The sequence below is a fragment of the Synechococcus sp. PCC 6716 genome (genome assembly GCF_022570815.1).
GTDB lineage: Bacteria > Cyanobacteriota > Cyanobacteriia > Thermosynechococcales > Thermosynechococcaceae > Thermosynechococcus > Thermosynechococcus lividus.
This window is the reverse complement of the sequence record NZ_JAKLTU010000026.1, coordinates 1-21,075: the sequence shown is the minus strand read 5'-3', so window position 1 is coordinate 21,075 and position 21,075 is coordinate 1. Positions and strand designations below refer to the sequence as shown.

23 protein-coding genes are annotated in these 21,075 nt (G+C 52.0%); 6 read left to right on the top strand and 17 right to left on the bottom strand.

Annotated features, from left to right (window positions below):
- Positions 1-145: 145 nt before the first annotated feature.
- The gene (locus L5220_RS10915) at positions 146-925 is read left to right on the top strand and encodes an ISL3 family transposase (RefSeq protein WP_499573546.1); all 780 of its coding nucleotides are present in this window, start codon (positions 146-148) and stop codon (positions 923-925) included.
- Here L5220_RS10915 and L5220_RS10910 read toward each other — a convergent pair.
- The 4 genes from L5220_RS10910 to L5220_RS10895 all read right to left on the bottom strand — a co-directional run bounded on the left by L5220_RS10910 (position 915) and on the right by L5220_RS10895 (position 5,444).
- Positions 915-1,379: a YqhA family protein gene (locus tag L5220_RS10910; protein ID WP_499573544.1), complete on the bottom strand. Its 465-nt coding sequence runs from the start codon at positions 1,377-1,379 to the stop codon at positions 915-917. The two genes, L5220_RS10915 and L5220_RS10910, sit on opposite strands and share 11 nt — an antisense overlap.
- A 185-nt stretch (positions 1,380-1,564) precedes the next feature.
- Positions 1,565-2,650 carry a 3-isopropylmalate dehydrogenase gene (gene leuB / locus L5220_RS10905; RefSeq protein WP_448526611.1) on the bottom strand — a complete coding sequence of 362 codons (1,086 nt, stop codon included), beginning with the start codon at positions 2,648-2,650 and terminating at the stop codon, positions 1,565-1,567.
- 146 nt (positions 2,651-2,796) lie between these two features.
- A complete protein-coding gene (locus L5220_RS10900) occupies positions 2,797-4,455 on the bottom strand; it encodes a Ppx/GppA phosphatase family protein (protein WP_499573542.1) in 1,659 nt (552 codons plus the stop codon).
- A 92-nt stretch (positions 4,456-4,547) separates the two neighbouring features.
- On the bottom strand, positions 4,548-5,444 hold the full coding sequence (locus tag L5220_RS10895) for a polyphosphate kinase 2 family protein (protein ID WP_448525642.1): 897 nt from the start codon (positions 5,442-5,444) through the stop codon (positions 4,548-4,550).
- Positions 5,445-5,677: 233 nt separating this feature from the next.
- Here L5220_RS10895 and L5220_RS10890 point away from each other — a divergent pair, with 233 nt between their 5' ends.
- Together L5220_RS10890 and L5220_RS10885 are read left to right on the top strand one after the other, a co-directional pair.
- Positions 5,678-6,097 carry a hypothetical protein gene (locus L5220_RS10890; RefSeq protein ID WP_099797563.1) on the top strand — a complete coding sequence of 140 codons (420 nt, stop codon included), beginning with the start codon at positions 5,678-5,680 and terminating at the stop codon, positions 6,095-6,097.
- 13 nt (positions 6,098-6,110) lie between these two features.
- Complete coding sequence (locus tag L5220_RS10885; RefSeq protein WP_448526609.1) at positions 6,111-7,295, top strand: aldehyde dehydrogenase family protein; 1,185 nt, start codon at positions 6,111-6,113, stop codon at positions 7,293-7,295.
- Here L5220_RS10885 and L5220_RS10880 read toward each other — a convergent pair.
- Entirely contained in the window at positions 7,292-7,948 is a 657-nt protein-coding gene (locus tag L5220_RS10880; RefSeq protein WP_448515264.1) for a DUF4335 domain-containing protein, read from the bottom strand. The genes L5220_RS10885 and L5220_RS10880 overlap by 4 nt on opposite strands.
- Positions 7,949-8,575, bottom strand: coding sequence for a DUF3038 domain-containing protein (locus L5220_RS10875; RefSeq protein WP_448515263.1), 627 nt, complete (start codon positions 8,573-8,575; stop codon positions 7,949-7,951).
- 181 nt (positions 8,576-8,756) lie between these two features.
- Between L5220_RS10875 and L5220_RS10870 the strand changes: the two genes are divergently transcribed.
- The 3 genes from L5220_RS10870 (at position 8,757) to L5220_RS10860 (ending at position 11,339) form a co-directional block, all read left to right on the top strand.
- The gene (locus L5220_RS10870; protein ID WP_448515262.1) at positions 8,757-9,191 is read left to right on the top strand and encodes a hypothetical protein; all 435 of its coding nucleotides are present in this window, start codon (positions 8,757-8,759) and stop codon (positions 9,189-9,191) included.
- A gap of 24 nt (positions 9,192-9,215) precedes the next feature.
- Entirely contained in the window at positions 9,216-9,665 is a 450-nt protein-coding gene (locus L5220_RS10865; RefSeq protein WP_448515261.1) for a YbjN domain-containing protein, read from the top strand.
- Positions 9,666-9,782: 117 nt separating this feature from the next.
- On the top strand, positions 9,783-11,339 hold the full coding sequence (locus tag L5220_RS10860; RefSeq protein WP_448526606.1) for a bifunctional aminoglycoside phosphotransferase/ATP-binding protein: 1,557 nt from the start codon (positions 9,783-9,785) through the stop codon (positions 11,337-11,339).
- A gap of 212 nt (positions 11,340-11,551) precedes the next feature.
- On the opposite strand, the gene L5220_RS10855 is transcribed toward L5220_RS10860, so the two are convergent.
- From L5220_RS10855 to L5220_RS10805, 11 genes are all read right to left on the bottom strand, one after another.
- Entirely contained in the window at positions 11,552-12,868 is a 1,317-nt protein-coding gene (locus L5220_RS10855; protein WP_499573539.1) for a CHAT domain-containing protein, read from the bottom strand.
- A gap of 48 nt (positions 12,869-12,916) precedes the next feature.
- A complete protein-coding gene (gene dnaB / locus L5220_RS10850; RefSeq protein WP_499500008.1) occupies positions 12,917-14,266 on the bottom strand; it encodes a replicative DNA helicase in 1,350 nt (449 codons plus the stop codon).
- Between the two features lie 14 nt (positions 14,267-14,280).
- A complete protein-coding gene (gene rplI / locus L5220_RS10845; RefSeq protein ID WP_099797569.1) occupies positions 14,281-14,739 on the bottom strand; it encodes a 50S ribosomal protein L9 in 459 nt (152 codons plus the stop codon).
- A 166-nt stretch (positions 14,740-14,905) separates the two neighbouring features.
- Positions 14,906-15,037 carry a photosystem I reaction center subunit IX gene (gene psaJ, locus L5220_RS10840; RefSeq protein WP_099797570.1) on the bottom strand — a complete coding sequence of 44 codons (132 nt, stop codon included), beginning with the start codon at positions 15,035-15,037 and terminating at the stop codon, positions 14,906-14,908.
- Between the two features lie 19 nt (positions 15,038-15,056).
- Positions 15,057-15,551, bottom strand: coding sequence for a Photosystem I reaction center subunit III (locus tag L5220_RS10835; RefSeq protein ID WP_099797571.1), 495 nt, complete (start codon positions 15,549-15,551; stop codon positions 15,057-15,059).
- A 482-nt stretch (positions 15,552-16,033) separates the two neighbouring features.
- Complete coding sequence (locus tag L5220_RS10830; protein WP_448526604.1) at positions 16,034-16,678, bottom strand: hypothetical protein; 645 nt, start codon at positions 16,676-16,678, stop codon at positions 16,034-16,036.
- A 140-nt stretch (positions 16,679-16,818) separates the two neighbouring features.
- Positions 16,819-17,781 carry a CobW family GTP-binding protein gene (locus L5220_RS10825; protein WP_499573535.1) on the bottom strand — a complete coding sequence of 321 codons (963 nt, stop codon included), beginning with the start codon at positions 17,779-17,781 and terminating at the stop codon, positions 16,819-16,821.
- Positions 17,782-17,789: 8 nt separating this feature from the next.
- On the bottom strand, positions 17,790-18,944 hold the full coding sequence (locus L5220_RS10820; RefSeq protein WP_499573533.1) for a histidine kinase: 1,155 nt from the start codon (positions 18,942-18,944) through the stop codon (positions 17,790-17,792).
- A gap of 110 nt (positions 18,945-19,054) precedes the next feature.
- Positions 19,055-19,396: a hypothetical protein gene (locus L5220_RS10815; RefSeq protein WP_099799731.1), complete on the bottom strand. Its 342-nt coding sequence runs from the start codon at positions 19,394-19,396 to the stop codon at positions 19,055-19,057.
- Positions 19,393-20,373 (bottom strand): hypothetical protein, encoded by a 981-nt coding sequence (locus tag L5220_RS10810; protein WP_448526601.1) that lies wholly within the window; start codon positions 20,371-20,373, stop codon positions 19,393-19,395. Before L5220_RS10810 ends, L5220_RS10815 begins: the two co-directional genes overlap by 4 nt.
- A 188-nt stretch (positions 20,374-20,561) precedes the next feature.
- The coding region (locus L5220_RS10805) for an RNA-guided endonuclease InsQ/TnpB family protein (protein ID WP_499573531.1) at positions 20,562-21,075 on the bottom strand (514 nt) is incomplete at its 5' end.

The window sequence follows — 21,075 nt, the reverse complement described above, 5'->3', positions numbered from 1 at the left end:
CTCTTCCGATCTATCGATTTGCTCAGTCAATCGTGCAACAGGTTTTGCACAGCAACATTCATAATGTTGCAATTTCAAATGGTCTCACTGATGAAGAAGTATGGTCAATGGTACAGTATGTCAGTAAAAAAAACTCAACGTCGATGTGAGTTCAGTAAAACGATTAGGTATAGATGAGATTTCCTTAGGCAAAGGACAAGGAGATTACATAGTTGTTTTGGTCGATTTAGAGCGGCGAATTCCCCTTGCCTTTGCCCCTTCTCGCAAGCAGGAAGATGTGAGGCAAGTGCTTGAGACATGGGGAGCAGCAGTACTCAATCAAATTATTGAGGTGAGCATTGACCTGTCTGGAAACTATAAAAGTTTGGTTCATCAACTCCTACCTAATGCTATGGTGGTTGCCGACCGATTTCATGTTATGAAAATTGTGAATCAGGAATTGGATAAGGCTCGACAAAGTATTTGTAAAGCGAATGAGCAGACGGTAAATGAAGTCCAGAAAGCCCAGATTGTAGCCGCGCTCAAACAAAGTAAATATGCGTTACTCAAGCCGGAGGAAAATCTAACTCAGAAGCAAAAAGCAAAACTGGAAGAAATTCGAGAAGTAGTGCCAAGTCTGGCTCGAATGCATCAGGAGAAGGAATCGTTTAGAGCCATCTTTGAGCAAGCAAAAGATTGGAAAGATGGAACCTTTCAATTGCTCGATTGGTTAGCTCAAGCTCAGGATTCTTTTCAAGAGAGCGTAAGAACAATTTGTCGGTGGTTTGGTGAAGTCACCGCCTATTTTGATAATCACACAAATAGTGGTGTTGTTGAAGGTATTAACAATAAATTGAAGCTGATCAAGCGGTCAGGTTATGGGTTCAGGAACTTTGACAATTTTCAGTTACGTTGCTTAATTTGCTGGCATTTAGCTATTGATTAAGCATAACTCGGACGATAGAGCCTGGGGTTTTAACCTTGAAGGAAATAAGCTGCTTAAAAAACGTCACCACCAAAGCCATAACAATAGTTTTTAGTAGTTTATCTTTTAATTTATCTAAGCTCTGGGACTGCATCAAGGAAATATCAGTATTTGTATCTCGAGATAAGCCTGCATCTATCTTAGAAATAAACAGTTCATAAATGCCGAGGGCAAATAGTAATAGAATAATACCAATTAAATAAAGATCGATTCCGGTAATAATATACCCCAATGTTTTAACATAAATAGTCGAATCACCATAGTTACTAAATTGAACGCCCAAGCCTTGAAGAATTTCGTGACTGCCCAGAATAAACAGTGCGAAAGTACTCAGAAGACTAAAAATCACTGGAATAATCACAAAGATACGAAAATACCAGAGAACAGGCTCAACCAGTCTCTCTAGCTGGGACATTCGTCTCATGAGGTGAAAGCCTAAAATGATGGGGAAGGTGCTAACATCCTACCAGAGTTTTCATGAGTGACATCCTCCCGATGCTGACCTTACGGGCACAGCGCGGGATGTATCGCTCCCCGAACGCCTCATGAGTTCACTGGTCTTAACTGTTACAGGATATTACAGGAGTCTCTGCGAGGCACTTACAGGGTGAGCTGTGCAATGAGTTGTTCCCCCATGGCTTGACAACCTACTAAGATACAGCCTTCGGTCATCAGATCGCTGGTGCGATACCCCTGCTCTAAAACAGCCAAGGTTGCCTGTTCAATAGCCGTGGCGGCAGCGGGTTGATTAAGGCCGTAACGCAGCATCATTGCAGCACTAAGTACCATAGCCAGTGGATTTGCTTTGTCTTGCCCGGCAATATCTGGGGCTGAACCATGGACGGGTTCAAACACTCCTGGGCCGCTGGCACCAAGACTGGCAGAGGGTAGCATACCAATACTACCGGTGAGCATTGCTGCAATATCGGAAAGAATATCCCCAAAGAGATTGCCGGTCACAATGGTGTCAAACTGTTTGGGTGAGCGTACCAGTTGCATGGCGGCATTGTCCACGTACAGATGGGTTAGTTCAACATCTGGATACTCGGCACTCAATGCAGTGAGGCGATCGCGCCATAATTGCGACACCTCTAGCACGTTGGCCTTATCCACAGAGCACAACTTTCGTTGCCGCTTGCGAGCCGTTTCAAAGGCGACCCGCCCAATGCGATCCACTTCTGTTGCGGTGTAGGCCATCGTATTCACGCCGCGAGCGTCTCCCGACTCTGTTGTGAAAATACCGCGAGGCTGGCCAAAATAAATGCCGCCCGTTAACTCGCGCACAACCATGAGATCCACCCCCGCCACCACCTCTGGTTTCAGGGAGGAGGCATTGATCAATTGGGGCAAGATTTTCGCTGGGCGCAAGTTGGCAAATAACCCCAAGCCAGCGCGTAACTTCAGTAAACCGGTTTCTGGGCGCAAAGGTCGGGGGAGGGTATCCCACTTTGTGCCGCCAATGGCCGCAAGTAATACGGCATCGCTTTGACGACAAGTCTCCAGAGTTGCTGCGGGCAAAGGCTCTCCCACGGCATCAATGGCACATCCTCCTATTAGGGCAGGGACAAATTCAAAGTCCAAGTTAAAGCGAGGGGCGATCGCCCGTAAAACGTTGAGGGTGACCTCCGTAATTTCCGGCCCAATGCCATCCCCAGCCAACACAGCAATTCGATACGCAGTGGTCATTGCCATCTTCAGAGCAGCAATCTCTTACTGTAGCGCATCTCGACAGTGTACTTGCGCTATCGACGGCATAACTGCCTGCTAGCTTGCCGATAGCCCCTGTTCTTGCCGTGCCAACGCAGTTATGGGGAAGAGATTACAAGCAAGCCCTAGGCATTGGCAGACGCGGGCAGTCGCTGGGGCGAGGCACTCACGACTTCAACCGTTAGGGTGACGCCGAATTGGCTTTCAAAGGGGGTTTTCTTGTAGTTCACGCTCCAAACTTCCAGCTCACAGCGATCGTCGGGATGGCTGGCATAAACGGAGAGAATGACTTCTCTCTGGGGCGATCGCCACTCACAGGTAATGTGATCCACTGCGCCAATTTGGCGGCGATCCAAAGCTGAGGCAATGCGCAGGATAGCACTAAGTTCTTCCACGAGTTGCCGTTGTCGCCGTCCGGTTAAATGGCGAAAATTATCGTGCTTTTTCTTGGGGGGACTTTTACGATGATAGCGACAGAGATTAGCAATCACTTCAATGTCCCCATCGGTGTAGCCCAGCAGCCCCCCGTGGCGCACAAGGTAGTAGGAGTGCTTATGGTGTGCTGAATGACTCACGTAGTGGCCAGCATTGTGCAGAATCGCTGCGGCCCAAAGCAGTTCTCGCTCGGCGTCTGTCCACTGATGCAGCGTTCCTTGGGTGTGATCAAAAAGTGTTAGGGCAAAATCCGCCACCCGCTCACTACTAGCTAAGTTGACGTGGAACTTTTGCGCCATGCTATAGGTACTGCGCTGCCGCACTGAGCTTTGATAGCGCAGCCGATCCTCAATGAGGCCATGGGTGAGCATCCAATCCACAATAATGCCTTCCCGCAGGGCGCGATCGCAGGTGATCAGGCTAGACTGCCCCAGCATATCCATGGCTTCTGCCAAAATCACGGCTCCCGCCACAATGATTTCAGCCCGCCGCTCTGACATCCCTAGCAGTTGGCAGCGTTGGTTAACGTTCAACCGCCGTAGCTTGCCAAGGAGGTGTTGTAAATCTGCCAGAGTCAGCTCATACCCCTGTAGGGAGGTTGGGCAACTGCCGAGGCGAAGGCAGGTATGCAACATCATCAGGCTTTCAATGGTTCCTGACGTCCCCACCAATTGGGGGGTCTCGTGGGGCTGAAGGTGGTAGCGCAATTCTTCCACGGCCCGATCGAGCATCCCCCGCACGTAGGCACGCAGGGCGCTATAGTCATGGTCATTAATGGGATCACTTTTTACGAACAAATCCGTTAGCCGTACCGCACCCACTTTGGTACTGCTGAGATAGCGGGGTTCGTGGCCATCTCCCAAAATTAATTCTGTTGAGCCGCCGCCAATGTCGATGATGATGTGCGGCTTGCCGTTCAATTCTATTCCTGAGAGCACTCCCAAATAGATGCGTCGGGCTTCCTCTTCGCCAGAAATCAGATCAATGGTTAAGCCTGTTTGTTCCTGCACTCGCGCCAGAAACTCTCGCCCGTTGGGGGCTTCGCGTACAGCGCTCGTGGCTACGCCAATGATGTCTTGGGCCTTTAGGCTAGCCGCCAGTTCTCGACACCGCCGTAGAGTGGCGATCGCCCGCGCCATGGCTTCCTCAGTCAGTTGCCCCGTCAACTGGCAGCGCTCCCCCAGCCGCACCATATCTTTTTCGGCGGCAATAATTTTGAAGCTGGGTAAGCTGGGCTGAATTTGCACTACCACCATGTGGATCGAGTTAGTGCCAACATCAATAGCGGCGAGAATGCGATCGCTGAGATTGATCGGTCGCCACAAATGCAGATGTTGTTCAGCAGCCATGGGAGTTCAGCGGGGAGACAATCATCCCCTATACTACCGTAACTTTTGAGGGGTTCAGTTGGGGGCTGCACCGGTGCTTGCCTCTCAAATGGTTAGTCGGGTTCATTTTCTAGCATGGCTTTTGCCTCTTGCAATTGTTGTTTATGCGCCTCGCTCATGACCGGATAGTGCAGGTCTAGACTAGCCATCTTTTGATAGATAAAATGAGCTACCATTAGGCGGGCAAACCACTTGTGGTTCGCGGGAATAATATGCCACGGTGCCCACGCCGTACTGGTGTAACGAAACACATCAGCGTAGGCATCTTGGTAATCCTGCCAATGGCTGCGATCGCGGGCATCGTCTAGGGAAAATTTCCAGTTTTTTTCCGGTCGGTTAATCCGCTCTAGGAAACGTTTCTTTTGCTCATCCTTAGAAATATTTAAGAAAAATTTCAAAATGAGTATCCCATTACGGCTTAGATAGCGCTCATAACAATTGATGTCCTTAAAGCGATCGCGCCAGATGTGCTTGCCCTTTGCCTCCGGCGGGAGTTGTTGCCGATTGAGGAGGTCGGGGTGCACCCGCACCACTAATACCTCTTCGTAGTAGGAGCGATTAAAAATGCCGATGCAGCCGCGCTCGGGAAGGGCGCGGTTGGCTCGCCACAGATAATCATGATCTAAATCTTCAGCACTGGGTGCCTTAAAACTATAGACACTACAGCCTTGGGGGTTCAGACCACTCATCACGTGCTTAATGGTGCTATCTTTGCCCGCTGCATCCATCGCCTGAAAAATAATTAACAGCGCATAGATATTTTGGGCATAGAGAATATCTTGGTAGGCGGCAAGTTTTTTAATGCCTGCTTCTAAAAGCTCCCGAGCTTCAACTTTACTTTTTAAGCCCGCAGTATCGGCGGGGTCGTAGTCCCGCCAATGAAATTTTTCACCAATGGGGACAATATAGCGTTTAGGATTAATCTGATCCAGAAAATCTTGGGGAATCATTACGGAGAACTCGGCGGTTTCACTGTATCCTAGCCTACATTCTCTGAAAGTATAAAAATCAAATCTCAGCCGCTTGCGACCTATGGTTAACAAATTGTATAGGTTGCCAGCAAAGGCGGATTCTCTTTGTATGCTGTATCAATAGGCGGGCATCGCCCCTCATGTTGCGAGTCTGTTGCTGGGGCGCAAAGGGGTAACCGCACTGTTGTTACTGCGTTAGAGACGAGACGACTGTGGCTCCAATCAAACCCCATAAACTGGATCTGGATGCGAGTTACCCCTGTCCCTGCCGCCGTCAAGGGGAATTGATGCCCATTGCCCTCACCGATGCCTTTGGCTGTCGCCGTTGCCAGCAAATTTTTGTTGTCCGCCCCGATGGGTTTTCCATAGAGCAGTTGGCCACCACCTACCCCTACAAGCGCGCTTGGTATTGGACAGGGCTACAGTGGAGTGTTTTGCAGCGTGGTTTTTCGGAAAACTACTGGTATTTCGCCATTGGCCTGAGCTTCTTCTTACTCATGCCTATCCTTTTGTGGTTGCCTTTGCTTCTACAATTATCCTTAAAACCGGAAGGGCTGCTATGGATTATTGCTTCCCTGCTGTTAGCACTCACCCCTGCCTTTTTGGTCTGGGTCGCTCTATCGCGCCGCTAGGTAGCGTCTCCTAATGCTATCGGAGTTGTTAGAGGCTGCGCGTTTTGCCAGTACTCAGCTTGCCCAAGCCTCCTACAGCAGTCGTCAGGAGGCATTGCTGGCTCTAATTAATGCCTTAAAGACGGCTGAGCCGCTATTGCTGGAGCAAAATACCCTCGACCTAGAATCGAGTCGAGACTTAGCGGTGTCTGGTATTGTTTTGGGCTGGCTACGGCTAACCCATGAGCGTTTACAACGGATTACCCGCTGGTTAGAGCAGCTCTACCAAGCCCCAGATCCGTGGGTACAGGCATTGCCCACCGGCAGAAACACCTTTCGCTATGCGGTCCCCTTGGGGGTGATCGGTTTAATCTATGAGGGGTTACCCACCTTAAGCTTGCTCATGGCAGGCTTGGCACTCAAAACGGGTAATGCTTTAGTAATGTGGGGGGGAGCCAGTAGTCGGTTTACGGCGCAGGCGATCGCCAATGTTCTGCAGGATGCCCTCAGCCGCACCTCCTTACCCCTAAGTAGCCTGCAAACCTTACCTTTTGAACTACCCCCTGCCAGTTGGCTATCCCAGCCCAAGGCAGTGGATGTGGCGATCGCCCACGGGCGTTCTCGCTTTCTTGCAGAGCACCGCAGTGCCACTTGCTGTCCGTTTGTTCCCCTTGCCCTAGGCAATAGTTATCTGGTGTGGGATGGTTCAGTTTCGCCCGAGGTCATTCTTAGCTGTATTCAGCAAAGCCATGATGGCTCTCCCGATCGTCCCCTCGCCATTGAAAAGATCATTGTGCTTGCAGGGGTCAATCCTTCGCATCTCACCTTTGTGATGAATGAACTCGCCCAAGCGGGGTACAAGTCAGCGGTTGACGAGTATCTGCGGGCAACCTATCCCGAATTACCTATGGTGGATGCAACGGAGTGGAGCCTTCCTTACCTGAACCAACGGTTGGCTTGGCACTACGAAGAGGATTTAGGCAAAGCGATCGCTTGGATTAACCGCTACGGTACCACCGCCAGTGTCATTGCCACGACCCATTACCAAGACTGCTGTCAGTTTTATCAGCAGGTGCACACCCCCCTTGTTTATCTCAATCGCTCCCCACAGTTAGAACGGCTGAGCGCCTTGGCGATCGGGGTTGTGGCCGAACGGGGTGCCTACCAAGGGGTTATGGGGATTGAGCAGTGGCTGAGCACGAAGCAAATCTGGCTTTAGTTGCCTGCTGGGGTTGGCGGATTGGCCTCTGGCAGTAAGGGGCTGGGAGCAGCGGTTGGCGGCGGTTGGTTGAGTTCTGGGTCTTCGGGGCGGCGTTGGGGAACTGGCATATGGAAGAACAGGGCGGCCATCACGGCTAGGCTGGCAGCGCCAATCCCCAAGGGAGTCAGTTGTTGCCGTAGGGGCACCGCAGGGGCGATCGCCCGGCGTGGCAACGAGGAAAAGGTAGGGGTAAGAGTGGGCAAGGTTTGACTATCACTACAGAACTGGTCAAGGGCTTCTACAAGATCCGCCAGTTGCAACCAAGTGAGGCAGATCTCCACCATCCGTGCCGATGTTCCCTCCGGCAGCAGCAACAGATCCCCCGGAATCCGCAGCCACACCTGATTAAAGGACTGTGTGTCTATTTGAATAGCCTGCTGGGGCGATCGCCGCAGTTTAACCCCACTAAGCCACGTCTGGGCTGCGGCAGGCACACTGCTCAGTAACGCAACCAAGAAATCTTTTCCCCCCTTGAGGGGAGCAGGTTGCCCCACAATCTCGCACTCACACACCGTCACCACATCTAATTGTCCAGCCCCATGACCTTGGCTGCTCAGCCCCTCAATGCGTAGCGTACAGTTGGGCAGACTATACTGACGTTGCAACAGCATTTAACTTACTTCCCCATCAAATAAACTAAACCATAGCCGCTCCATCCCCTTCGTTCCAGCGCACAACAATAACTGCACCAATAATTGCAGCGCCAATTCATTCAGGGCAGAGTTGTCTTTGTAAAGAAACAGCCCTGAGCGTTGAAGATTCATCCGTTTACGAAAATGCCGTCGAAACCGATCCAGATACTCCGCCAGCGGCGCATAGGTCTCTGGTGGGAGGTTTTGAGCGTGGAGTTGATCCAGCACCAACAACAAATGACGTAGTGTGGCCGTATGCCGTCGAGCCACCTGTACCACAACGGCGGTCAGTGCTTTGGTTTCGCTCAACGGTAAAGGGGTTCGCTGAGTCACTTGGCGAAAGGGGTTTGTACAGCGAATTTGCCAGAAGATCACGCGATTGGGAATCATAACCTGCAGTTGTAGGTCTCGCACCACCTGCAGCATTAATTCCGACGCATTCAAATCCACCGACTCTAGGGCTAACAGCAACAGATCCAGTTGCCAGCGGGCACGTCGGGGACACACACTAATTCCGGGAGGATCCGGCAGCACCGCCAACATTGGTGGCAGTAACTCGGCGGGKGTCGATTCAATTGTTGCTGGCATCGAGTTTGCCGTTTCCATAAATCTAAAATGCCCACTATACAGCCCAAAGGTAACATTGGCCATAGCCTAGACGATAATACCCTAAGGATTGCCCTAGGCCACAGCACCTATGACGATTGCTCCTTATCTCTATGTTGCGCAACCTCGGGGCTGTTGGAAAAGCAAGCTAGACTTGAGGAGTGTCTTGGGAGTCAGTTTGATGAGTAACGATATTCCTGCTAATGCTTACGTCATCCTTGGTCTTGCCCATTGCTTTGTCCAAGTGGACGGGAAATTACAACCTGTTCAAATTATTGAACCCATTCCCTCGGCAGCCCTCGAAGCGCTCCTACACGGCCTGCCCACCTCCTACAGTGAGGCTCATGCCCTCACCTACAGCCAAGCAATGGACACTGCCAATGTCCTGAGCCACTTTCCCAGCACAGCACACCTGTGTGATGACTACGGCGAACGCCTAGCGGCAGCCACCCGCACCTACCTCGCCCGTCCCCAGAGTACGGCTCATATTCCCCTTGGCGATACCTATCGTGACTTTAATACCTCCACCGAGCGCAAGCGAGTCCTCAACTCTGAGCGCATGGTGACAGCCGCAGATAACATCAAGCAACACGCCTACACCCATCAAGTACTCTAGGGATAGACTACGAGGACATACGTCATGGTGAGTGAAGTTCGCCCTTCTTCCCCTTCCTTGGCTGCGGATGCTACAGACTGGGTGGAAATTATAGAAACAGTAATTTCGGGACTACATCAGGGGGAGGCTCCCCTCGTCGGCCAGACAGAAACTGGCAAAATCTGGATGTTTCGCTATGGCAGTGCAGAGGTGTTTGTGCAGTTGAGTGGCTATAGCGAAGAAGACTTCCTCACGATTTGGTCTCCTGTCTTGGCTTTACCGGTGGCGGATCTGCTGGGGCTGTACCGTCGATTGCTGTCCCTTAATTGGTTGACCACGCTGGAGGCTCACTTTGCCATTGCAGAGGAACAGGTACAGGTGGTGGCAACCCGCACTTTAGCTGGGATCACTGCGGCAGAAATTGCTCGACTCATTACTATTGTAGCAACGTTGGCAGATGACTACGATGATGCCCTACAGGCAGAATTCGGCTAATCTCTGACCGTGAGTGATGGGGGAATCAGAGCCTCGCAGTAGGAATCTGCTGGATGCTATGGTAAAAAACGTTACCCAAGCCCGCTCGGCAATCCTCCTAAAAAGTCTAAGAAGTCAATGTCTGCCACCCTGCCTGCCTTTGTTGAACAGCTACTCACCGCTGCAGCGTATCCCCATCCGGTCGCTGCGCCGATTCAACTCCTGCAAACCCATATTTCCTACGTTTTTTTGACCGGAGACTACGCCTACAAGGTGAAAAAGCCGGTGGACTTTGGGTTCTTGAACTTTACAACCCTCGATAAGCGCCGGTTTTATTGTCAAGAAGAACTACGCCTGAATCGCCGTCTTGCCCCTCAGCTTTACCTTGAGGTGGTGCCGATCCTGCAGCGGGGCGATCGCTACTATATTGGCATTGGCGCTAACGAGGCGATCGCTGCTGACACCCCCATTGTGGACTACGCCATTCGCATGCGGCAGTTTGACCAGTCACAACTATTTTCACACCTGTTCGCTGCCAATGAACTCAGCCCATCCCTCATCGAGTCCCTTGGTAAAGAACTGGCATACTTCCACACCACTGCTACCACAACCCCTGAGATCACCAGTTTCGGTTCCCCCAGTGCCATTGCCCAAGTGATCAATAACTGCCATACCCTTGCTGAGCAGTTTATTGACCGCTGTCAACCGCGCAGCCAGTACGATGCCATCCAAGCCTTTACAAATCAATTTCTGGCCACGCATCAAGACTGGTTTGTTGAGCGCCAAGCGGCGGGCAAAATTCGTGAATGCCATGGCGATCTGCATTTGAACAATATCTGTGTTTACAACGGTCAGGTGCAGATTTTTGACTGCATTGAGTTTAACCAAGAGTTTCGCAATATCGATGGCATTTACGATGTGGCGTTCTTGATGATGGATTTGGAGTTTCGTGGCCGCTCAGACTTGGCGAATTTATTTTTGAATACCTATCTGGAATGGAGTAGTGACTACGAAGGGGCTAGGCTCTTGCCGCTGTACCTGTGTGTGCGTGCCTATATTCGCGGCAATGTGAATTCCCTTGCCCTCAATGATCCCGCCATTAGCGACTCTGAGAAAGCCCAGATTCAGGCCACTGCGGCTGCGTACTACGAGGCGGCCTACCACTACACCCAACCCCGTACCCCTAAGCTCTATGTCATGTCTGGCCTTTCGGGTGCAGGGAAAAGCACTCGGGGGCGGCGCTTGGCGCAACAGGAAAACGCCATTCAAATTCGCTCTGATGCAGTGCGCAAGCACTTGGCGGGGATCCCCCTCGACCGCCACAGTCGTGATTTCCCCGATGTAGATCTCTACTCTCAGGCCATGACCCAGAAAACCTACGATCAACTGCTGGCCTACGCAGAACTACTGCTTAAGCAGGGGCATACCGTGATTTTAGATGCCAAGTACGATCGCTGTGATCTCCGCCGCCCGGTGATTGAGTTGGCGGAACGTCTTGGGGTGCCCCTAGAAATTCACTACTGTAGCGCGCCACCGCAGGTGCTCTCGCAGCGCCTTAGCGATCGCCAAGGGGATATTGCCGAAGCCACCCCTGACCTCCTTCCTACGCAAATGGCCTCGTTTGAACCCTTTCAAGGTGCTGAAGAGCGTTACGTCCGCCATGTGTGTGAGTATCCTGAGGAGACTCTGGTTTAGCTTAATCGGCGGGAAGCCCCGCACTGTATCTTTAGGTCAGTGTCGGGATAACGCCGTGTTTGTTGAGCGTGGCTCAATAGCACCGAAGCAAACCATATTCAACGTATCAATTGCCGACACGTTGATGCCGCTTGCGCCGACAGACCTGATCGTAAGCGACTGCACACATCGCCAGACATAGGGTCTCACAAGGATGGGAGGTTGCCCTCACCTTACCATGGGCTACTAATAAGGGTAAAGGCTGACCAATAGCGGGGATGACGAAAGTCTAGGGAGTGATTGAGTTGCAGGGTCGTGGGTAAAGGAAGTTGGGTGTCTCCTAGCCAAAGATGGTCTCCGTCAGCCCTAACCTCCCCTCGCAAAAGCCGGATCTGAGCTTGGCGCAGGGCTTCACCTTTGGTGGTGCTGCGGGGAAGCTGACGATAAAACTCACTCATGAGGGCAAGCGTGCCAACATCATCCACATACCACAGGCTAGCAACCGCAGACTTGACCCCTGCTTGGAGGGCAACGCCTGCAAACCCTAACTCGGCATTGCGATCGCCCACGGCAGTTCGACAGGCGCTCAAGACTAGCAGTTCAAGGGTCGGGCTACGCCAATTCAGGCGATTCATCTGTGACAAGGTGAGCCGTTGATCCCACAGTTGAATGTAGGAGTTGCTAGGTGCTCCCGGTCGAAATTCGGCATGGGTTGCAAAATGCACAATATCAAAGGATTGTCGCCGTAGCGTTTGCTCAAGATTACCGAGGGTAAATTGTTGATTAAATAGTTCACGGGAGGTCGGTGCCGCTGCATTGAGAAATTGTTGTAGCGCCCGTAGTTCAACCGGCACAGCGGGTAGGGGAGTCAAGCCCGGAAAGGTAGATGCCCCCATTGCCAACACCCGTGGCTGCTGTAGGCGACGATAGTCTTGGTCAATGAGGTTAAAGGCAGGGATGCGGCTCAGGCTATACTTTTCGATGAGAAACTGCTGACCATCGTGAAGCGCTGCCAACGGTAGAGTGCGGATACTACTACCCAGACAAAATAAGAGTACTTCAATGCCTTGGGGTTTGAGATAGGTCTGTTCAAAGGGTTCAATAATCCAACGGTATAGCTGTTGGCTACTGGCAAAAGAGTCAATATTTTTCAGGGGATGGGAAACAGCCCACTGAAAGGATTGAGCCACAGGTAAAAAGATTTCCTGACGTGCTTCTTCCAGATCCACCACAATAGGGGGTTGATTTGGGGTGATCAGGACAAGGTGAAGGTCTTGGGCTCGGGGAATAACCCACAGGACAGCGGTTTTCTTGCCAGTGGCACGACTAATCTGATCAAGGCTGCGGGCGATCGCCACCGGATCTTGGGTGACGTCAGCCAGATCTCGACCAAAATAATCATCGTACTCCTTCTTGATGCGGGTCTCCATGTTGAGTACGGCACGGCTGAGACTCTGTGGTACCCTAGGGGCGATGGTGGCTGCCTGGACTGATGTCATACCAAAAGCCAAGCTCAGAGACGCGATCGCCCCCCACTGCAACAGGAACATGGCACTCACCCTTTAGATAGCGTCAGTAGTAGCATCAAAAACTAAAATTTAGTCACGAGCTAGGTTTTCAAAACGAGTGTACTGGGGATCAAATAACAGTTTAACCGTGCCCACCGGCCCATTCCGGTGCTTAGCTACCAAAAGTTCACAAATTCCCCGATCTGGTGTATCAGGATTGTAATACTCATCGCGATAGAGCAGGATCACCAAGTCTGCGTCCTGCTCAATTGAGCCGGATTCTCGTAAATCTGACATCAGGGGGCGCTTATTTTGGCGGGCTTCAACCCCACGGCTAAGCTGGGAGAGGGCAATGACCGGTACATTCAGTTCCCGCGCCAGTCCCTTTAGGGCACGGGTAATCTTCGAGAGTTCTTGCACCCGCCCTTCAGTGTTTTCCTCTCCCCCCATTAGTTGTAGGTAGTCAATGAGAATCAGTCCCAGCCCATTAGCATGTTCAGCATGGAGCCGTCGCGCGGTCGAGCGGATTTCTCCTAAGCTTGGGTTGGGCGTATCGTCAATATAGATCGGTAGCTGGGAGAGTAGGCCAATGGCGCGACTGAGGGGTTCCCACTGGTGTTGGCTAATCCGGCCTGCCCGTAGGTAGTTACTGTCAATGCGGGCTTCGCTGGCCAATAATCGCTGTACCAGTTGCTCTTTAGACATTTCCAGACTGTAAATCGCCACCCCCAAGCGATGAATTTCCGCAATGCGGCGGGCAATTTGCAGGGCGATCGCTGTTTTACCCATCGACGGCCGCCCGGCAATAATAATCAAATCCGAGCGTTGAAAGCCTTGAGTCATATTGTCGAGGTCGTAAAAGTTGCAGGACAACCCCGGTTGCACATTGCCGAGCGCCCGCTGCTCTAACTCTGTAAACGTGCGGGTGAGAATTTCGTCAGTGCGGGTTAACCCCTGCTGAATGCGATCCTGCGTCACGCTAAAGATTTGCTGCTCTGCTTGATCCAGAATTGTTTCTAAGCTGAGGCTAGTGTCGTAGGCCAATTTAACAACATTTGTACCCGCCTCAATAAGTTTACGGCGGAGGKACTTTTCCTTGACCAGTAGGGCGTAGCGATCGATATTGATGGCGCTGACGGTGCGATCCAGCAACTCGGCAATTTTGTTTTGCCCCCCCACTTTCTCCAGTAGGCCCTGATCTTGTAGCCACGCCGTTATGCAGAGAAAGTCCGTCGGGCTGCCACGGCTGTGCAACGACAAGGCGGCTCGATAAATCTCGCGGTGAGCACTGAGGTAAAAGGCCTCCACCGGCAAAATATCAATAACACGGTTAATGGCCTCCGGATCTAAGAGAATACCCCCCAAAATCCATTCTTCCGCTTCAAGATTCTGGGGGGGCAGCAACTGACTATCGGGCTGGAAGCTCGGCTCTTGCACCATTGAGCATTACAGCATTAGTCGGGAACAACTTGAATGCTGAGCTTGACACTCACTTCGGGGTGCAGCTTGATGTCAGCGGTATAGGTTCCCAATTTACGAATGTCCGGTAAGGTCATATTGCGGCGGTCAATGGTTTCGCCGGTAATTGCCTGAATGGCATCCGCCACATCTTGAGGGGTAACGCTGCCAAAAAGAGCCTCGTTTTCGCCAACCGGCATTGAGATGGTGATGGTTGCTAATTTTTCGAGGGTGGCTTTTTGTTTTTCAGCAACCCCTTTCAGCTCTGCCAATCGCTGCCGCTCTAGTTCTTGCAGACGGGCAACCCGGCGCAGGGCACTGGGTGTTGCAGGTTCAGCAAGCCCCCTTGGCAAGAGGTAGTTACGGGCATAGCCAGGGGCAACCTCTACCACTTGACCCATTCGCCCAAGTTTATTCACGGTTTCATTTAAGACGACTTGCACCCGCTTTGCCATGGGTATCCTCTTTGCTCACGTACGATTAATCGGTTAAACAGCCATAATACTGTTTTGAGACAAATAACTATTTTACAGGATTGTGGCGGCGATCGCCTTGGTGCACAAAAAAGGGCAGAACCAGTGTTCCACCCTTGTTCTTGAATGAAGCAACGTTGAGCAGTCCCTAGAGGGGATGAAATAGCAAATCTGGGTAAAAGCGGTTGAATTCAATCAGAATCCCGGCAGTAATGGTCATCCACAATGCGGCTAGCACGGGAGCCGTTGAAAGGTAGGTTAAGAGGTGTTTAGTTTGCATAGAGCAGTCTCCTTAAGGGTTAGCGCGGGGAAACAGTAATTTCGTTGTCTTTGGCGGTCAGCTCACCAGAGGCTAACTCTTTCAGTGCGGCTAAGGGCCATGCAAACCCCGTGAGCATGCACTTAATGGCAAGGGGCACATCAATGATGATTTCTTTTTCATTCGCTTCGCCACTGTTGCGGACAGCGATTAGGTAGGCACGACCAACCCAGCCAATCCAGCCAGTGATGAACAGAAAGAGAGCGCTGGGAATTAAAAAGTCACCCGCACGGCTGAGACGACCATCAACGACGAGGTGGGGCAGCCCATCCTCACCACACAGCGCTTGGCTGTAACGCTCAAAACGCTTTTGTCCCGAGGCGGGATCCGCAGTGGTGTTAACAGCCGCAGCGGCACGCTTTTGAAAGGCTGGGGAATCTTTACAGGGGACTAGTCCGGCGACATCGGCAGAGGCAAGGGGCGTAAAGCCAATCCAGAGACTCAGGACTAGAAGTAGGGCTAACAATCGACGCATGGAAGTGTTGTCCTCAAATGCAGACAGGTCAAAGTGTTTTTTACAGAGTCAGCAGCGACTCGTTCAAGAGCCACACTGGCTATTGAGAGGTGGAAGCCCCCCAAACGCTGACATCATTCTAACGGATGGACTTGAACCCAACTCCCTTAAGAAAGTTAATAATTTTTACAACAACGTTAGATGGCGTGAAGGTTTTTGCAACCGTTGGCGCTGAACGTCACGCCGTGGGGTTGATTCGTTCTGCGTAGGGCTCAGCGGCTGCCACAGTAATGATGGCTCCGTTAGGCTGCGTTAAAGGCTCATGCGGTTTTATAAAACTGCTCCCATTCGCAGGATCTTAGCTTGCGGTAGGCATCAATGCACTCACTGCCTAGGCATCGCGAAAGAGGGGGTCACGATCCAGCACCTCAAGGGCAACCAAGAGGATAGGCGGCACCTCCTTAACGCTACCCTTGGGCTAGAGATCGGTGTAGCCAGCCCAGCTAGATCGTCGCTGGCTGCCCTGCTTGAGCGGTTGTCGGTTTACCTACCGGCACTCGTACCGTTTGGCCAAATTGCTCCAAAATCACTGCGGGTACGGTTTCATAGGCATCAATGGAGCGCACCAGCACTGTACCAGCAATGGTGTCCCCTACTTGCACGGTACGGGTGACATTTTCTTTGGGAGAGCGAATGACGGCCTGGAGACGACCGTTGATCGCCGCAACACCAAATACTTGGACAGCTTGGGCATCTACCGGTGGGGGCGGCGGTGGGGGCGGTGGCGGCAGGGTAGCAGAACCACCCGCACCACCTGTACCACTTGTTCCACCCGTAGCACCATTGCCATTACCGCCTGGGGTGCCCGTTCCCGGAACTGGTACCGGTTCAAATGGGTTAGAGCGACCCGTATCAGACAACCCTGCAACATACTCTTTGGGGTTGGTGGGCGGCGTTAGGGCAGTGATAGGCGAAGGGACAATGGCTGGAGTTGGCGTAGCTTCGGCAGCCGGTTCGGCCTCAGCTGCTGGTTGCTGGGGGAGGGGTTCACTGATTTCGCTCTCGCTCACAAACAAGCCGCAACCGCTGATGGCAATAGCCACAAACCCAGTGGCGATCGTGGTGGCAATGGCACGCTGTTCCGACATTTGTGTCTCACCCTATGGTTAATTGCTTAAGGAAACGTTGAAGATAGCCCTTAGTTGCCTACTATAAACATTACCCTTGGGGGCGATCGCCTATGCACAGGCAGTTACTCAAGTGTCCTGCAATATCGCGGTGGCAACCCCTAGATGAGACAGGCGGCAAACTGCTGACGTAACTGCTGTTCATCTAAATTGCGGCCAATAAACACCAGCTCGTTACGCTGATGGTTAACGGGGCGATCGAGGGGACGACCGTCAAAGAGCATATGTACCCCCTGAAATACAAAGGGGGTGGGCTGCCCCGCGAGATGCAAAATGCCTTTCATGCGGAAGATATCGGGGCCTTGGGTTTGTAATAACTGGCTCAGCCATGCCTGCAACCTTGCCCCATCTAGCTCGCCTTGGGCAACAATGGAGACGGCGCCAACGGTGTCATCGTGTTCATGGGCATCTTCACTCAGAAAATTAGGATTGATGGACACGGCTCGCTCTAAATCAAAACCACCAACATTCAAGATGTCATCCATGTTCACTGCGGCGTGTTGGGTGTAATGCACGTTGGCTAAGGGGTTCATTGCCTGAATGCGATCGGCTAGGGCTTGCAGTTCCTCGGCGCTCACTAAATCCGTCTTGTTTAAGAGAATAACATCGGCAAAGGCAATTTGTTCTTGTGCTTCGTCTGCCTCCCAGTGATGATGAATGTGCTTTGCATCCACAACGGTAACCACGGCATCGAGGTGGGTTTGCCCACGGATGTCTTCGTCCATAAAAAAGGTTTGGATGACGGGGGCTGGATCCGCTAACCCCGTTGTTTCAATCACTAAATGATCAAATTTATGCCGCCGCTTCATGAGGTTACCAATAATGCGGATCAGATCACCGCGGACGGTACAGCAAATGCAGCCATTATTCATTTCAAAAATTTCTTCGTCGGTGTTGACCACCAGCTGATGATCAATACCCACTTCGCCAAATTCATTCACAATCACAGCAACGTTCTTGCCGTGTTCGTAGGTCAAGATCCGATTCAGGAGGGTGGTTTTACCTGCTCCGAGGTACCCTGTCAGTACCGTCACGGGAACGGTGGGATTGCCGTTAGTTGTCATGTTTGGCCTCATCGAGCGCGATACACTGGTAATGTGAAGTGAAAACAACTGCCTTTACCGAGGTGGGAGTCCACCCAAATTTGGCCGTAGTGCATCCGGATGATTTGGCGACAGAGGGCAAGGCCAATGCCATAGCCTTCAATGGCGCGATCGAGATCGAGGCGCACGGTCTCACCAAAAATTTTCTCCTGATCCTCCGGCGGAATACCTGGCCCGGTATCACAGACGGTCACTTGGACTTTTTGGGTCATGCGGTGCAGCACACTCAGGTGAATGGTGCCGCCTTCTGGGGTGTATTTACAGGCGTTGTCTAGTAGATTGACTAACACTTGGCGGATGCGATCGCCATCCCCATAGACTAGGGGAATATCCAACGGTAAGTCAGTTGTAAACGTTTGTTGTTTGCGTTCAAAGTTCAGACGCACATCGTTGATGGTCTCTTGGCAGAGGCTGCGCAGATCCAGTTGGCGGGGCATAATTTGCAAGTTATCTTGCGGCCCACGGGCGGCCAATAGCAGGTCGGTAATCAATTGCCCCATGACGACGGTTTGGCTGCGAGCATGGTGAAACAGCCGCTGTGTATCCTCCCGATTGAGTTGACAACTGAGTTCGTTGTGCCAATGAGACTCTAAGGTTTCTAGGGCAATGCCAACGGCGGTGAGGGGGTTGCGTAATTCGTGGGCGAGCAGGCTAATAATGCGATCTTTAAAGTGCAGTTGCTCACTGAGGCGATCGCAGGTTTGGCGCAGTTGAAAGAGTTCTTCCTGAAGGCGCACCAGCTCCATACTACAATCGGATTGCTCAGCAGCAGTTTTTTCCATATCTGCCTGTAACACCATGGCCAGTTGCTGCTGCCAGCGTGGCCACCAGTAATCTACTTTTTCCAACAATTTGCGACCGGCTAGGGTTTGGCGGGGTTCGGGTCGCACTTTAATGAGGGCTGGGGTGGCCACCAGCTTATACTCCTCGAGCAGGTAAGGCTGCTCCCCAATGGGCACAACTTTTAACTCCACACCAAAGTTGGACGGCAGTTGCTGGATATAGGATTGGATGGCAGCCGTTTCCTCTTCATCCCCTGGTCGATCAGCCACAAACAACAGGAGGCTGAGGGGCGCTGCTGTGGGGGGGGTATGATTACAACTGGGATCAGCAAAGGCTTTCATCAAACCACCACAAACATCATTATTTCAACTGCGATCGCCCACCCTTCGCACTGCCAACAATACAGTGTAAAGTTAGCTAAATCTTAGCGGATTCTTGGCTAGAACCCAACTTAGGACTGTTGACCATTGCGGCGGCCTAGCTCGTAAATGCCACCGCCCACCATGCCCATTAAGCCCATGCTCAATGCCCAGCTTTGCCCCAACCCAAGGCTCAAAAGCAAAAAGCAGATAATGCCTAGCCCCACAAAGGGAATCACTCCAACCATCCCTGCCCAAAAGTCGGCGCGATCGCCGGCTTTAACCAGTGCCACATCCCCACTCAGCCAAGTGGACAAACGCTGAATAAAGGCTTGGCTCGTTGGGTAAAATCCCCAATACAGGGCGATCGCCCACAGCCCAGAACCGGCAATGGCGATCGGTGAGAGGGAAATCTGGTGTAGGTTTTGAATCATAACAATCCTTGGAAAATTTTGGGATCAAACATGTCCCGCAGGGCAAGATAGTACGGGATGAACACACTTGTATCATGATCTGCGGCGCGGGTTTCGATTTCTTTCCCCAGTAGGTGCACCATCTGAAAGACTAGCTCCCATGTAACGTTTAGGGACGGGTAGAGCATGAGACACAAGGGAAACAACTCCCGCTGCAACGCTTCAAGACGCTGTTCCAACAAGCACACCCACAGGTAAATCTGGAACATTTCCACATCCCGAATACTGGACACCCTGACGCTGGGCTGACTTAAAGAACCGCTAAAACAACGGTGTTTGGGGTTGAGTGCCGCCACACGCTCACAAATGCAAGTGGCGATCGCTGTGCTTTGGGGGAGTAAATGCCGAACCAGTTGTAGCGCTGGCGCGTCGTAATCATAGTTGGCGGCTGCCTCGTACGCTCGGTGTAAGGGCATATACAAATGGTCGTCAATGACCTTAAAAAAGCTACCCAAGATGCCGCGTTGGCTCTCTGGCGCTGCCTCTAGTAATAGCAAGCCGGTGTGGTGAAACTGCATACTGACAAAGCCAATAACCCGCGGATCCGCCGCCGTATAGCGAGCACGAACCTCGCTGATGGCACTGGCCACCTTGGCTGTCATCTGCTGCGTACTTTTATGATCTTGGTATAGCTTCAGGGTTCGCTGATAGATGTCGTGAATATCCTTGGAAATTGCCCACGGATCCACTAACTCTGCGGCAATTCCATGGCGGATCATTTCTGCGGCCAAAAATCCTTCGGTGCGCTGCCATGCCTTGATACTGGCATTGCGTAACTCTGAAAGCAGCCGCGGTGCTACAACTTCAGGAGCGTCCTCGGCAACCGCTGTCGTATTCAATGTGGTAATGTAGCGCTTTGCCCATGCTTGCGCCAGACTGCTTAAGGAAGACGGCGAGTCGGTGGCGATCGCCATAGCCCCCTGCGTGTTATCAAACATAGAAACCTCAGCTAACCTGCAACAGGGCAAAAGGCTTACTTATGCCTTGTATTAAGAATTGTAACGCAGCTCTCAGGGTAAAGGCAACCCAATCTGACAGTATCCCAACGTAGCTAAAGACCTAGGGCTAAGCCTTAGGAAGTGGGTGAACTGAACCCCGCCCTAGAAGGGCGAGGCTTCTACCCCGGTTAGGGGCTTAATTCCGGGTTCCCCGGTAAAAGACGAACCGCCTCTTGCAGGATATTCCATGCAGCGGTCACCTCGCGAACCTGCTTCCTTCCGCACGATGGGCACCTCCACTCTCGGTCACTGAGCGTCAAATTGTCGTTCAGTGACCCGCAATCCCAGCAAAGCTTGGTGGACGGGAACCAGCGCTCAATGAATTGAACGGCAGCTCCGTACCACTTGCCCTTATAGGTGGTGTAGACGTGCAGCGCTCGGATAGCAGCATCCGAAACAGACTTGGCCAGGCAGTGATTCCTCAACATGCCTTGAATATTCAGCGTTTCCAGCCCCACCAGTTGGTTTTCCTGGGTGAGTTGGTAACTGATTTTGTGGGCTAGGTCAGCCCGCTTAAAGGCCACCCGCTCATAGGCGATGGCCAGCTTTTTCTTTACCTTCCGCCAGTTGTTACTCCCTTTTTGCTTAGCCGCCAAAACCTGTTGTAACCGCGAATCCGACCCCCCGACACATCCTGATTGC